This is a genomic window from Achromobacter sp. NPDC008082 (assembly GCF_042957345.1).
Lineage (GTDB): Bacteria > Pseudomonadota > Gammaproteobacteria > Burkholderiales > Burkholderiaceae_B > Achromobacter > Achromobacter kerstersii_A.
In genome coordinates, this window is sequence record NZ_JBIBIB010000003.1 from 617,105 (window position 1) to 630,145 (window position 13,041).

Genomic DNA, 13,041 nt, shown 5'->3' on the forward strand with positions numbered 1-13,041 from the left:
CATTTATTCAGTACGACCACCACACAATCAGACAAGGGGAATCACGCATGAAACGCCACTCTCTTTTCGCGGCCTGCCTGGGCCTGGCCACGCTGACGCTGGGCGCTGCCGCCCAGGCCGATCAGATCGACGACATCAAGGCGCGCGGCGAACTCGTCTGCGGCACGCTGGGCACTTCGCAGCCGTTCAGCTTTCAGGACGCCGCCACGCGCCAACTGGTGGGCTACGACGTGGACGTGTGCAAGCTCGTCGCCGACAAGCTGGGCGTCAAGGTCAGCTACAAGCTGTTGTCGGTGGCGGCGCGCGTGCCGGAACTGAATGAAGGGCGCGTCGACATTCTGGCGGCCAACCTGGGTTATTCGCCCGACCGTGCCGAACAGATCGCGTTCAGCCACGCCTATTACGTCAGCCCGCAAAAGCTGCTGGTGCGCAAGGACTCGGGCTTTGACAGCATTGAAGCCCTGAATGGGCGCCGTGTTGGCGCCACCAAGGGCTCCAGCTCGGAACGCGAAATCAAGCGCATTCTGGACAAATCCCAGGTCATCGGCTACGGCGACAGCTCGGCCACTTACCTGGCCTTGCAGCAAAAGAAGGTGGACGCGCAGTTTGCGTCGGAGCTGGTGCTGGCGCGTCTGGTGCTGCAAAGCCCGCCGACGGCGCCGGTCACCGTCATCGCCAAGTCGGTGTTTGACGAGCCCTGGGGCCTGGGTGTGCGCAAGTCCGAACCGCGTTTCCTGCAAACGGTGAACCAGGCGCTGGACGAGGCCGAAAGCTCGGGCGCAGCCGCCAAGCTGTTCGACAAGTGGTTCGGCGCAGAGACGCCTTACAAGCTGGAACGCGGTTTCAAGATCGGCCCCATCGCGGGCTGAAGCGCGAACCCCAGCGCGGATCTCGGCCAGATACCTCATCAAGGCCCGAACGCCCCCGTCACGGTTTCCGGCGCCTGCCCAGGCGGGCGGTCGGAACCCGTGACGTTTGGCGTGGTCCGCGCGATTGTTGGAGATTGACTGCTTTATGAGCCTACTTGACGCTTCCCAATACCAGCTGCTGCTCAGCGGCATGGCGATCACCGTGCAGCTGTTTCTGGTTGCCTGGGTGCTGGCGTTCTCCATCGCGGTGACGCTGGTGGTGGTGCGCGCGACCAATCTGGCGCCGTGCCGCTGGGTGGTCGACGCCTATGTGGAATACCACCGCAACGTGCCGCTGCTGGTGCAGGTGCTGTTCTGGTATTTCGGCATGCCCGAACTGCTGCCGGAAGGCCTGCGCCTGTGGCTGTACGACCATAACGCCGAGATGTCGCTGGCGGCGATTGCGCTGGGGCTGGGGTCGGCGGCCTACATCGCCGAAGACATCCGCAGCGGCCTGCGCGCCATTCCCGGCACGCAATTCGAAGCGGCGCGCGCGCTGGGCGCGAGCTACCTGCAATGCATGCGCTTCGTGATCGTGCCGCAAGCGCTGCGCATTTCCATTCCGCCGCTGGTGGGCCGTGCGCTGCTGCTGTTCAAGAACACCAGCGTCGCCATGGCGATTGGGGTGATGGAGCTGACCTACCAGGCGCGCGAGATCGAAAACGAAACCTATCGCACCTTTGCCACCTTCGGCGCGGCGACGATCATGTACCTGCTGGGATCGTTCCTGATCATGGCGCTGGGATCGCGCATCTACGCCCGTTATCGTCTGAATCGCGGAGGCCACGGTGCTTGATCTGCTACTGCAATACTGGCCGACGCTGCTGGTCGGCCAATACCCCAACGGCCCCTTGGGCGGCCTGGCGCTGACGCTGATTCTGGCCGCGCTGGGCTTGGCGATGTCGATGCCGCTTGCGCTGTTGATCGCGCTGGCGCGAGTCAGCCCGTTCGGCTGGCTGCGCGTGGCCAGCAAGGCGCTGGTCAACGTTGTGCGCGGCATGCCGCTGCTGATGCTGATTTTCTGGGCCTACTTTGTGGTGCCCAAGTTGACGGGCCAGGTCGTCAGCGGTTTCTGGACGCTGATCTTCGCGCTGGTCGTCTACGAAAGCGCGTATCTGTCGGAGGTGATCCGGTCGGGCATCGAGGCGGTGCCGCGCGGCCAGATCGAGGCGTCGCGCTCGCTGGGCGTGGGCTACTGGACGACGATGCGCAAGGTGGTGCTGCCGCAAGCGCTCTTTAACGTGCTGCCCAGCATGACCAGCCAGTTCGTGTCGACCATCAAGGAAACGTCGCTGGGTTACGTCATCAGCGTCAATGAACTGACCTTCGCGGCCAACCAGGTCAACAACCTGGTGCTGACTCAGCCGCTACAGGTGTTCGGCATCCTGGCCATCATCTATTTCCTGGTGTGCTTCAGCCTGAGCCGCGGCTTGAGCTGGCTGGACCTGCGTATCCGCCGCTCGCGCGCCATGGCTTAAAGGAACAAACATGATCAAGCTTGAAAAAGTGAACAAGTGGTACGGCGCGCATCACGTGCTGAAGGACGTGGACCTGTCGGTGTCGCGTGGCGAAGTGCTGGTGGTGTGCGGGCCGTCGGGCTCGGGCAAGTCGACCATGATCCGCACGATCAACCGGCTGGAACCGATTGAGAAGGGCCGCATCCTGATCGACGGCGCCGACATCTACCAGAAGGGCGCCAACCTGAACGCGTTGCGCCAGAAGATTGGTTTCGTGTTCCAGCAGTTCAACCTGTTCCCGCACATGAGCGTGCTGGAAAACGTGATCTTCGCGCCGGTGAACATTCGCAAGCAGTCGCGCAAAGCCTCCGTGGAGCTGGCGAAGAGCCTGCTGGATCGCGTGGGCCTGGCGCATAAGATCGACGCCTATCCGGGGTCCTTGTCGGGCGGCCAGCAGCAGCGCGTGGCGATTGCGCGCGCGCTGGCCCTGCAACCGCCGGTGATGCTGTTTGACGAACCCACCAGCGCGCTGGACCCGGAGATGGTTGGCGAAGTGCTGCAAGTGATGAAGGGCTTGGCCAAAGACGGCATGACGATGGTGTGCGTGACCCACGAAATGGGTTTCGCGCGCGACGTCTGCGACCGCGTGGTGTTCATGGACGGCGGCGAGATCCTGGAAATGGACACGCCCGAGCGCTTCTTCAGCGCGCCGTCGCATCCGCGCGCGCAGCGCTTCCTGGCCGATATCCTGCATCCGCGCGGCTAAGGCCGGGCCGGACAGCGCGGCGGCGATGGTAAGGTGAGGGTTTCCATGCGTTTCGCATCGACCGCCGCGATGTACACCCTTAAGCAGCTAGAGGCTTTTTACTGGAGCTCCGAACTCGGCAGCTTCAGCGCATCTTCCCGAAAATTGCACACCACCCAATCGGCGGTCGCCAAGCGGGTGGGCGAACTGGAAGCCTTTGCCGGTTCGCCCTTGTTTGAACGCCGCGCCAAGAAATTGCTGATGACCCCGCAGGGCCGCAAGCTGTTCGAACTGGCGCGCGAAATGCTCGACTTGAACAGCCGCATCGTGCAGAACATGGCCGACCCGGCCAGCTTCGAAGGCGTGGTGCGGCTGGGCGTGACCGAACTCGTCGGCATGACCTGGCTGGCGCGGCTGATCAACCAGATCAGCCTGCGCTACCCGCGCGTGCAGCTGATGCCGGAAATCGATGGCGGCATCACGCTGTATGAACGGCTGGAGCAAGACCAGCTGGACCTGGCCATCATGCCCGGCCCGTTCTGGAGCTATCAGTACGACTGCACGCACCTGGGGGCCGTGACGAACGTGTGGATGGCGAGCCCCGCGCTGGACATTGATTTGTCGGCGCAACTGACGCCGCAGGATCTGGCGCCGTATCCGGTGATTTCACAACCCACGAATTCCGCGCTGTCGCATCTGTATGACGCCTGGTTCGCCGAGCAGGGCCTGCCGGTTAAGCGCGTGCTGACGTGCAATAGCTTGGGGATGATGGCGCAGCTGACGATGCTGGGCCTGGGCATCAGCTATCTGCCGGGCGCGTATTTCGCGCCGCTGGTCGAACGCGGCGCGCTCTGCCAGCTGAACGTGCAGCCGGACTTGCCGACCATCAATTACTACGCGGTGCACAAGAAAAACATCGTCAACCCGATCGTGTCACGGGTGATCGACATCGCGCGCGAGGAATGCGCGTTTGAGGTAGCGGGGGCCTTCCTGCCTCACGTGCCGCCCGCGGCCATGAACAAGGCATAGCGGCGGGCCGGGCGGGTCGCCGGCTCCGGCTAAACGCTCCGGCTGAACCCTCCGGCTAAGCCCTCCCGCTGAACCCTCCGACTAAGCCCTGGCCCCGTCTAAACCCCGGCCCGTGGTAGATGCCGGCCTCCGGGGCAGGACAGCAGTGCGATCATCCGCAGCGGATGGCGGTCATGACATCTTTGTCATCCACGATCAGGTTCAGGCGGGTTGCGTTGTATTCCATGGTGACCAACTGCCCCGGGCGCAGGATGCGGGCGGTGGTGCTGCCACTGCGCGAACGCAAATCTTCCATGACCGACTGGCTGGCCTTCTGGCCAATCTGCGATTGCAGCGCGCCCGCGTCGCACGTCTTGCTGCCGCCCATGCTGCTGCCAGGCATATTCGACGACGACCCATACGAAGACCCGCCATACGTTGCGCCACCGGACGAATCGGACGAGCTGGAGGAGCTGGAGGCTGCCGGCGCGCGGGCAGACGAAGACGACGTCCCGGTATTGGCGCACGCGCTCAGGGTGGCAACCAGAAGGAAGGGGATCAGCTTGCGGATCATGTAAAGCTCCTTACAACTACGCGACAAAAAAGCCATGATAGACCAGCCTTGGCGGGCTGTGATGGGGGGCGGCGGCAGCGTGGCAAAAAATGAAAAACCCGCATTGATCTGATGTCAAGGCGGGCCTGATAAAAGGAAACCGGGGCAGGGGCGAAGTCAGTTTGCGTCGGGCAAGATCGGATAAGGACGGAAAACCATGAACGGCTGACGTGCGCGGGCTGCCATTTCAGCCCAAATGCCCCGCGTGACTACCGGGATACCCTTCATGGATACCTTGATCACCCGGCCTGTCTTGTCGCAGCCTGTCTTGTCGTAGCCAGTCTTATCGTAGCCAGTCTTATCGTAGCCAACCTTATTGGCGCATTTCAGCGTAGTTTGGTCATTCATATAAGCCTCCCTGGCGCGATTTGATTGCTGATGTAGGGTACTAGCTTTTGCCACGAGGCGCTATGAGGTTCCAGATCAAAAACCATGGGCCTTTGCGATCCCGCTCGGTCCCACCAAGCTTCATCAACGGCCAACACCTCTTGCACGGTAGTGCATCCCGTTAACCTCGTTTGCCCAGCGGTTTCACCGGTATGTAGCGGGGCATCGAACCCGAGTTTCGGCCAGAAGCGATAGCCAATGTAGCGAGCGCTGTAGCCGAGGCCGCCCGCAGCCATCAGGGATATTCTGACAAGCCCAGACAGATACGCCGTAATGGCGCAAAGCGCAAAAGCGAAGCGGCCCAGGTAAGGGGGCGCCAAGGTGGCGCTCAAGTAGAAATGATCGATGTGCAGCGCGTAAATGAGGCGGCGATTGGTGCCGGCGTCTGTTGCATACAGGCCAAGCTTGTTCTTGAATGGCGCCTGTATCAAACGGGGGTTGACCACGGTGTAGTAGAGGCCGGGGGGCGCATTATCCAGCCCCAATTTGTGCTCTGCCTGTTGATGCACGCGACTGCCGTCGAAGACCGAAAACATGCGGGCGAATGCCAAGGCTGAGATATTGCCGAAGGGCGTGGAGAACGTGTCCTCGGGTAATAGCGCTACACCATCAAGGCGGATGTTCCGGCCGCTTAAATGCTTCAGCACGATCGGATGTTGAACCAAAGCCTGATGCAGATCAGCCAGGTGCTCTTGATAGAAATGAATTCGCGATGGCGACATGGGTCGGGCCCCGGCAACGATGGTGAGTCGAGGCGCAAAGCATAGGCCGCGCGCGTCGGAGATTGCCGCTGAGCGTGACGCTTATGTCACCCGGAATGCCCGCACTTCACAGGTCTAAACAACCTCTCAATGCAACCTCTCAATGCCACCCCTCAATGCCACCCCTCAATGCCACCCCTCAATGCCACCCCCCAATGCAACCCCTCAATGAAAATTCCGGCTTTGCGCCGCCAGCCCGCCCAGCAGGTCGGACATATCCACCAGCCGTTGGGCGATCAGGTGGCGGACGCCGTCTACGCTTTGCCAGGCGCCGTAGACGCCCAGCAGCGTGGCGCCCAGCAGTTCGCGGCGTTGGCGTTCGATGAGTTCGGGGCGTACGACAACGTTGACGGGGCCGGTCTCGTCTTCCAGGGTGACGAAGATCACGCCCTTGGAGGTTTGTGGCCGTTGGCGCACGGTGACGATGCCGCAGGCGCGTGCCGAGCGTTTGTTGGGATAGCGGTTCAGCACGTCTGCCGGCTGGAAATTGCGGGCGGTGAGTTGGGGGCGCAGCAGGGCGACGGGGTGGCGGTGCAGGGTCAGGCCGACGCTGCGGTAGTCGGCGGCGACCGTCTGGCTTTCGGACGGGGCTGACAGGCGGGGCGCTTGGGTTTCTTCGATGGCGGCGTCGCGCAGCAGGTCGCGGCTGTGTACGCTGGCGGCGGCTTCCCAACTGGCCTGGCGGCGGTGGCCGGCGAGCGTGCGCAGGGCGTCGCCCGCGGCCAGCGCATTCAGGTCATGGCGGTTAAGGCCGGCGCGGCGCGCCAGATCGCCCGTGTCGGTAAACGGGTCTTGGGCGCGCGCGGTTTCGATGCGCCGGACGGCGTCTTCTCGCATGCCCTGGATCAGGCTCAAGCCCAGCCGGACGGCGGGGCGGGTTTGCTCGACCGGGGGCGCGTGGGGGCGGGCGGGCCGGCGGGCGCCGGGGTGCTCGGGCGGCAAAGTTTCCAGTGCCGAATCCCAGCCGCTGACCGTGACGTCTGCGGGCAGTACGCACACGCCGTGGCGGCGGGCGTCCTGCACCAGTTGCGCGGGGGCGTAAAAGCCCATGGGCTGGGAGTTGAGCAGGGCGGCCAGAAAGGCTTCGGGTTCGTGGCGCTTCAACCAGGAACTGAAGTAGGCCAGCAGGGCGAAGCTGGCCGCGTGGCTTTCGGGAAAGCCGTATTCGCCAAAGCCTTCCACCTGGCGAAACAGCGCTTCGGCGAAGTCCAGCGTGTAGCCGTGCGCCAGCAGCCCGCCCACGAGTTTGACGCGGAATTTGTCCACGCCGCCTTTACGTTTCCAGGCCGCCATGGAGCGGCGCAACTGGTCGGCTTCGCCCGGCGTAAAGCCTGCGGCCACCACGGCAATCTGCATCACCTGTTCCTGGAAAATGGGCACGCCCATGGTCCGGCTGAGCACGCCGCGCACCTTTTCGCTGGGATAGGTTTCTTTTTCTTTGCCCTGGCGGCGGCGCAGGTAGGGGTGGACCATGCCGCCCTGGATGGGGCCGGGCCGCACGATGGCCACTTGCACCACCAGGTCGTAGTATTTGCGCGGCCGCAGGCGGGGCAGCATCGTCATCTGCGCGCGCGATTCAATTTGGAAGACGCCCACGGTGTCGGCGTCGCAGATCATGTCGTAGGTGGCGTCGTCGCCTTCGGGGATGTCTTGCAGCGCCAGCGGCTGGCCGCGGCGCTGGCCGGCCAGCTCCAGCGTGCGGCGCAGCGCCGACAGCATGCCCAGCGCCAGCACGTCCACCTTCAGCAGCTTCAGCGCGTCCAGGTCGTCTTTGTCCCATTGCACGACGCTGCGGTCTTCCATAGCCGCGTTCTCAATCGGCACCAGGCGCGACAGCTTTCCGCGTGAGATCACGAAGCCGCCCGGATGCTGCGACAAGTGGCGCGGAAAGCCCATCATCGTCTGCGCCAGCGACGCCCATTGCCGCGCCACCTGGGATTCCGGGTCCAGCCCGCAAGCGCCCAGCGTGCGCAGCATTTCCTTTTTGCCGTCCCACCATTGATGGGCGCGCGCCACGGCGTCGATGACGCCTAAGTCCACGCCCAGCGCACGGCCGGTGTCGCGCAGGACGCTGCGGGGGCGGTAGGAGATGACGACGGCGGTCAGGGCGGCGCGCTGCCGGCCGTACTTGCGGTAGATGTACTGGATGACTTCTTCGCGGCGCTGGTGCTCGAAGTCCACATCGATGTCAGGCGGTTCGTTGCGTTCCTTGCTGATGAAACGTTCGAACAGGTTATTGCCGCGCACCGGGTCCACTGCGGTGATGCCCAGGCAATAGCAGACGGCCGAGTTGGCGGCCGAACCCCGCCCTTGGCACAGGATGCCGACGCTGCGCGCGTATTGGACGATGTCGTAGACGGTCAGGAAATAGGCTTCGTAGTGCAGGTCGGCGATCAGGTCGAGCTCTTTTTCGATCTGATCGGACACGCTTTCCGGCACGCCTGCGGGAAAGCGGCGCGCGGCGCCCGCCAGGGTTTCCTGGCGCAGATAGGTGGCGGGCGTGTGGCCGGGCGGCACGATTTCGTCGGGGTATTCGTAGTGCAGCTCGTCCAGCGAAAACGCGCAGCGGCGCGCGATGACAAGGGTTTGCGCCAGCGCCTCGGGCGGATAGAGGTTGGCCAGCCGCATGCGGGTGCGCAGATGCTGTTCGGCGTTGCCCGACAGCTCGTAGCCGCATTGGGACACGGGCCGATGGGTGCGGATGCCGGTCAGCGTGTCGTGCAGCGGTTTGCGCGACCGCACATGCATCTGCACCTGGCCCACCGCCACGATGGGCAGTTCGGCTGCTTGCGCGGCGTGTTCGATGGCGGCGCGGTGCTGGTCGTCGCGCGAGCGGTACAGCAGATTCAGCCCCACCCAGGCGCGGTTCGGAAAGACGCGCGCCAGCCAGCGCGCCTGTTCGGCCAGGCGGTCGGCATCGGTGCCGTAGGCGGGCGTCAGGATGGCCAGGCATTCGGGCAGGTGGCGCAGATGCGCGCTGCCTTCGGGCGGATCGGTGAAGTCATCGGGCGCCAGCCGGTATTCGCCCTTGGGCGCGCGGGTGCGGGCCAGCGTGATGAGCTCCGACAGGTTGCCGTAGCCCTCGCGCGTTTGCGCCAGCAGGGTCAGCCCCAGCGGCGCGGCGTCGGGGGCGGCGCGCAGCTGGAAGGTGGCGCCGATGATGAGCGGCAGCTTCTGGGTCTTGGCTTCCATGTGGGCGCGCACGACGCCCGCCAGCGAACATTCGTCGGTCAGCGCCAGCGCGGCGTAGCCCAGTTCGGCGGCGCGTGCGGTCAGTTCTTCGGGGTGGGACGCGCCTTGCAGAAAGGAAAAGTTCGACTGGCATTGCAGCTCGGCGTAGCCGGGCAGCGTCGCCAACAGGTCGGACGGGTCAAGCGCGTCGTAGGAATCGTCGTCCATGCCGGCGGCCTCAGGCGTACAGCCCGTGCAGGAACCAGCGCGCGTGCTCCGCGTCGCGTTCGCGGTAGATCCAGTAGCGCGCGGCGGCCGCGTCTTCGGCGACGAAATAATCGCGCACGGTCAGGGCTGGGTCCCACCAGCCGCTTTCGATGCGTTCGGGGCCGCGCATCAGGCGCAGCGCCTGGCCGCCGTATTGCGGGCGATGGCCCGACAGTTTCAAGGGCAGCGGCGTTTCCAGCAGCCAGAAGGGGCGGTCCAGCAAGGGGGGCAGGGGCTCGGGCGGGCGGGGCGCGGCCAGCGCGTCGCCCCAGGAATTCGCGGCTTCGGGGCGGTGGTCGGGGGTGGGTTGAGCATGGCGGACCTGATCGCGGCCCAGCCGGGCCACCAGCAAGTCCAGCAGCCGGGCATGGTCGGCCGCCGTGCCGCCGGGCTCGGGAAACAGGGTGGTGCTGGCGGCCGGCTGCTCAACCGTGTCGGGCGCCAGCAGGGACACGGCGATGACGGGGGCTTCCAGAGTGAAGTGGTTCAGCTTTTCGCGCAGCAGGTGCAGCAGTTGCGGGGCTTGCCATACCGGCTGCGCCAGCGCCAGTTCCAGCTCGGTGGGCGGGCGGGCGTGGCGGCCGCGTTCGTGTTCCATGCTGAGCACCACGCGGCGCACGGCCAGTTGGCGCGCGCTCAGCCAGCCGCCCAGTTGTTCGGCCAGCCGGCGCGCCACCGCCAGCACGGCGTCGGTGTGCTCGACATAGTCCATGAGTTCGATGCGCCGCGAGAACTGGTTGGGCGGTTCGATCCAGCGATAGAGCTCGGGCTTCTGGCCGTAGGCGGCGTCCAGCGCTTGCAGCAATTCCGGCGTGCTGCGCCGTTGCAGGCCGGCGCGCGGCAAGGCGCGCAAGTCGGCCAGCGTGTGGCAGCCGATGTCGTCCAGCCAGTCGCGGCGGGCCAGCGCCTGCGGCAGCAGCGCCAGCGGCAGGGCGTCTAGCCGGCGCGTCAGCGTGGGTAGCGTCAAGGTGCGGCGGGGCATGCGGCGGCCCGGGCGGTGCGCCAGCAGCCAGGCGCCCGTGGCAGTGGGCGCCATGCCCAGCGACACGCGCAAATCCAGCGCGCGCAGGGTGGCGCGGATACGCTGGCTGAGCGCGCGCGGCCCGCCAAAGAACATCAGGCTGGCGCCCACATTCAGGAGCACGGTGTCGTCGTCGCCCAGGGCGATTTCGGGCGTGTATTGCAGCAGGGCCAGCGCCGCGCCGTGCAGCGCATCGGCTTCGGTTTGCGGCTGGCGCGGCAGCAGGTCGACCTGGGGGGCGATGGCGGCCGCGCCGGCGCGGCGCATGCCCGGCTTGACGCCGGCCTGGCGGGCGGCGGGGGTAAGGGCGGCAACGCGTTCCTGGTCCAGAACGGCGAATGCCAGACCCTCATGCGGCCAGTGCGGGCGTAGTGCGTCCAGCGGCAGGCAGCGCAGGTAGGCGGCGATCCAGAGGCGCATGGCGGGGGGAAGAAGGCGTAAGCGCGCCGGGTTCCAGGCCCACGTATAGCGGCGTGTCGCAGACAGGCCCCCGGCGCTTCAAAATATGGACAGACAGACCGCCCGGCGCGGGCGCAAGCGCCAGCCGCAACGGGGCGGGGGTAGCGTTCTGCGCGGCGTTGGCCGGGCGTACGGCAATAAAGAGCAGGTCACTGGCCTGCGCCGCAAGATGCAGGCGGCGTAAGGATTCGGGGCGCACATGCGGCAGCCAGCAGATCAGCGCGCCGCAACTGCCGTTTTTCAGGATCTGTTCGGCGGCCCACAAGGTATCAATGGGTTTTTTCGGGGCCACCCACAGCAACTGCCGGGGGTCCAGCCGCCAGCTCATCCAGCTGGCGATGTGGGGGGCATGCGGGGGCTGCACCAGGGCGATCGCGCGGCGCGTTTCCAGTTGGGCCAGCGCGGGACGCAGCAGGCGGATTTCACCGATACCGGGGTGCGGGGTCAGCAATTCAACCAACGCGCCCAGCGGCCACCCCCCGTCCGGCAGCTCGGCGGAAAGCGGAGCATGCCCGGTGGGCAGGGTGCGGGCGGCGCCTTTGGCCAGCTGGGTGGCGCGCCACAACGCGGGGTGGATGCGTTCGGGGGACTGCATGGCGGTGGGGCCCGGTATCGGGCTTGAGGCTTCTAGGGTGAATTTACACTGTATAAATATACAGTATTTCAACCCAGCCGGCATCCGCCATGCCTGCGTCACCTTCGATTTATGCGCCGCCGTAAAACCGCATGTCCTGGTATTTGACCCAGCGCGACCGCCTCACCACGCGATGCCCGATCCACAACGCCAGGAACAGCGGAATAGCCAGATAGGTCGACACCACGCCGATCCAGTCGATCCGCTCTTCCAGAAACGCCTGATAGTTCTGGCCCAAGGTCACGATCAGGCACAGCACAAACGCCAGCACCGGGCCAAACGGGAACAGGCCGGCCTTGTAGGGCAGGTCGTTCGGGTTGAAGCCATGCTTCACATAGCCCTGGCGGAACCGGTAGTGGCTGATCGCAATGCTCAGCCAGACGATGAATTCCGTCATGCCCGCAAAATTCAGCAGCCAGATATAGACCGCCTTCGGGCTGTACACCACGCTGAACAGGCACAGGCAGGCCAGGGCTGTCGTCGCCAGCAGCGCGTACAGCGGCACGCCATTGGCGGTCAGGCGTTTGAAGACGGCCGGCGCCTGGCCTTCGGCCGCCATGTTGAACAGCATCCGCGTGGCGGCGTACATGCCCGAATTGCCGGCTGACAGCACGGACGTCAGGATCACGGCGTTCATCACCGTGGCAGCCGACAGCAGCCCCGCATGCTGGAACACCAGCGTGAAGGGGCTGACGGCAATGTCTTCCACTTCGTTGCGCAGCAATTGCGGGTCGGTATAGGGCAGCAGCAGGCCGATGATCAGAATGGCCAGCACGTAGAACAGCAGAATGCGCCAGAACACGTTGTTGATGGCGCGCGGCACGTTGCGGCGTGGGTTCTCGGATTCGCCGGCGGCGACGCCCACCAGTTCGGTGCCTTGGAAGGAATAGGCCACCACCATCGCCACGCCCACCCACGTTGCCGCGTTGCCCACGAACGGGGCATCGCCCACTTTCCAATTGGCCAGGCCCACTTCACTGCCGCTATGGATGATGCCCACCAGCATGCCCAGCCCGACGGCAATGAAGCACAGCACGGCCACCACCTTGATGATGGCGAACCAGTATTCGGCTTCGCCAAAGCTGCGCGCCGAAAATGCGTTCAGCCCGAAGGTCAGCGCCAGAAAGGCCACGCTCCATATCCAGCCTGGCGTGTCCGGCAGCCAGTACGCCATGACCAGTTGGGCGGCCACCACGTCCACGGCAACCACCGTGGCCCAGCTGATCCAGAAGTTCCAGCCCAGCGCAAAACCAAAGCCCGGGTCCACATAGCGCGACGCATAGGTGCAAAAGGAACCGGACACCGGCATGAAGGTGGCCAGCTCGCCCAGGCTGGTCATGATGAAGTAGACCATCAGGCCAATCACCAGATACACCAGCAGGGCGCCGCCGGGGCCTGCTTGGGCGATCGCCGCACCGGAGGCGACGAACAGGCCGGTGCCGATGGCCCCGCCCAGCGCTATCATCGTGAGGTGGCGCGCCTTGAGCACGCGGTGCAACTGGTTCTGGCTCGCCGGCGTGGCGCCCGAGTCGGTGGTGGGTGTTTGCATTGCTGTCATTCGCATTAAGGCGCGCATTTTACAATGCGGTCATCAAGGCGTAGCCGGACGG

12 protein-coding genes are annotated in these 13,041 nt (G+C 65.1%); 5 read left to right on the top strand and 7 right to left on the bottom strand.

Going from position 1 to position 13,041, the window contains the following annotated elements:
- Nucleotides 1–47 precede the first annotated feature (47 nt).
- The 5 genes from ACFZAI_RS14920 (at nucleotide 48) to ACFZAI_RS14940 (ending at nucleotide 4,139) form a co-directional block, all read left to right on the top strand.
- Nucleotides 48–869, top strand: a complete 822-nt coding sequence (locus tag ACFZAI_RS14920) for an ABC transporter substrate-binding protein (protein ID WP_391567588.1) — start codon at nucleotides 48–50, stop codon at nucleotides 867–869.
- A gap of 145 nt (nucleotides 870–1,014) precedes the next feature.
- On the top strand, nucleotides 1,015–1,704 hold the full coding sequence (locus tag ACFZAI_RS14925; protein WP_391567589.1) for an amino acid ABC transporter permease: 690 nt from the start codon (nucleotides 1,015–1,017) through the stop codon (nucleotides 1,702–1,704).
- On the top strand, nucleotides 1,697–2,386 hold the full coding sequence (locus ACFZAI_RS14930; protein WP_054421595.1) for an amino acid ABC transporter permease: 690 nt from the start codon (nucleotides 1,697–1,699) through the stop codon (nucleotides 2,384–2,386). The genes ACFZAI_RS14925 and ACFZAI_RS14930 overlap by 8 nt, the downstream gene beginning before the upstream one ends.
- 10 nt (nucleotides 2,387–2,396) lie before the next feature.
- Nucleotides 2,397–3,131 (top strand): amino acid ABC transporter ATP-binding protein, encoded by a 735-nt coding sequence (locus ACFZAI_RS14935; protein WP_391567590.1) that lies wholly within the window; start codon nucleotides 2,397–2,399, stop codon nucleotides 3,129–3,131.
- Nucleotides 3,132–3,176: 45 nt separating this feature from the next.
- Entirely contained in the window at nucleotides 3,177–4,139 is a 963-nt protein-coding gene (locus tag ACFZAI_RS14940) for a LysR family transcriptional regulator (protein WP_391567591.1), read from the top strand.
- Between the two features lie 151 nt (nucleotides 4,140–4,290).
- Here the strand turns inward: ACFZAI_RS14940 and ACFZAI_RS14945 are convergent, their stop codons facing one another.
- The 7 genes from ACFZAI_RS14945 to ACFZAI_RS14975 all read right to left on the bottom strand — a co-directional run bounded on the left by ACFZAI_RS14945 (nucleotide 4,291) and on the right by ACFZAI_RS14975 (nucleotide 12,980).
- Nucleotides 4,291–4,692, bottom strand: a complete 402-nt coding sequence (locus tag ACFZAI_RS14945; protein ID WP_391567592.1) for an I78 family peptidase inhibitor — start codon at nucleotides 4,690–4,692, stop codon at nucleotides 4,291–4,293.
- A gap of 156 nt (nucleotides 4,693–4,848) precedes the next feature.
- Nucleotides 4,849–5,079 (bottom strand): hypothetical protein, encoded by a 231-nt coding sequence (locus ACFZAI_RS14950; protein ID WP_391567593.1) that lies wholly within the window; start codon nucleotides 5,077–5,079, stop codon nucleotides 4,849–4,851.
- Nucleotides 5,076–5,840: a hypothetical protein gene (locus ACFZAI_RS14955; protein ID WP_391567594.1), complete on the bottom strand. Its 765-nt coding sequence runs from the start codon at nucleotides 5,838–5,840 to the stop codon at nucleotides 5,076–5,078. The genes ACFZAI_RS14950 and ACFZAI_RS14955 overlap by 4 nt, the downstream gene beginning before the upstream one ends.
- A 204-nt stretch (nucleotides 5,841–6,044) precedes the next feature.
- Entirely contained in the window at nucleotides 6,045–9,278 is a 3,234-nt protein-coding gene (locus ACFZAI_RS14960) for an error-prone DNA polymerase (RefSeq protein ID WP_391567595.1), read from the bottom strand.
- A 10-nt stretch (nucleotides 9,279–9,288) separates the two neighbouring features.
- Entirely contained in the window at nucleotides 9,289–10,758 is a 1,470-nt protein-coding gene (locus ACFZAI_RS14965) for a Y-family DNA polymerase (protein WP_391567596.1), read from the bottom strand.
- Nucleotides 10,688–11,392 (bottom strand): translesion DNA synthesis-associated protein ImuA, encoded by a 705-nt coding sequence (imuA, locus tag ACFZAI_RS14970; RefSeq protein ID WP_391567597.1) that lies wholly within the window; start codon nucleotides 11,390–11,392, stop codon nucleotides 10,688–10,690. The genes ACFZAI_RS14965 and imuA overlap by 71 nt, the downstream gene beginning before the upstream one ends.
- A gap of 109 nt (nucleotides 11,393–11,501) precedes the next feature.
- Entirely contained in the window at nucleotides 11,502–12,980 is a 1,479-nt protein-coding gene (locus ACFZAI_RS14975; RefSeq protein WP_391567598.1) for an amino acid permease, read from the bottom strand.
- Nucleotides 12,981–13,041: the final 61 nt, after the last annotated feature.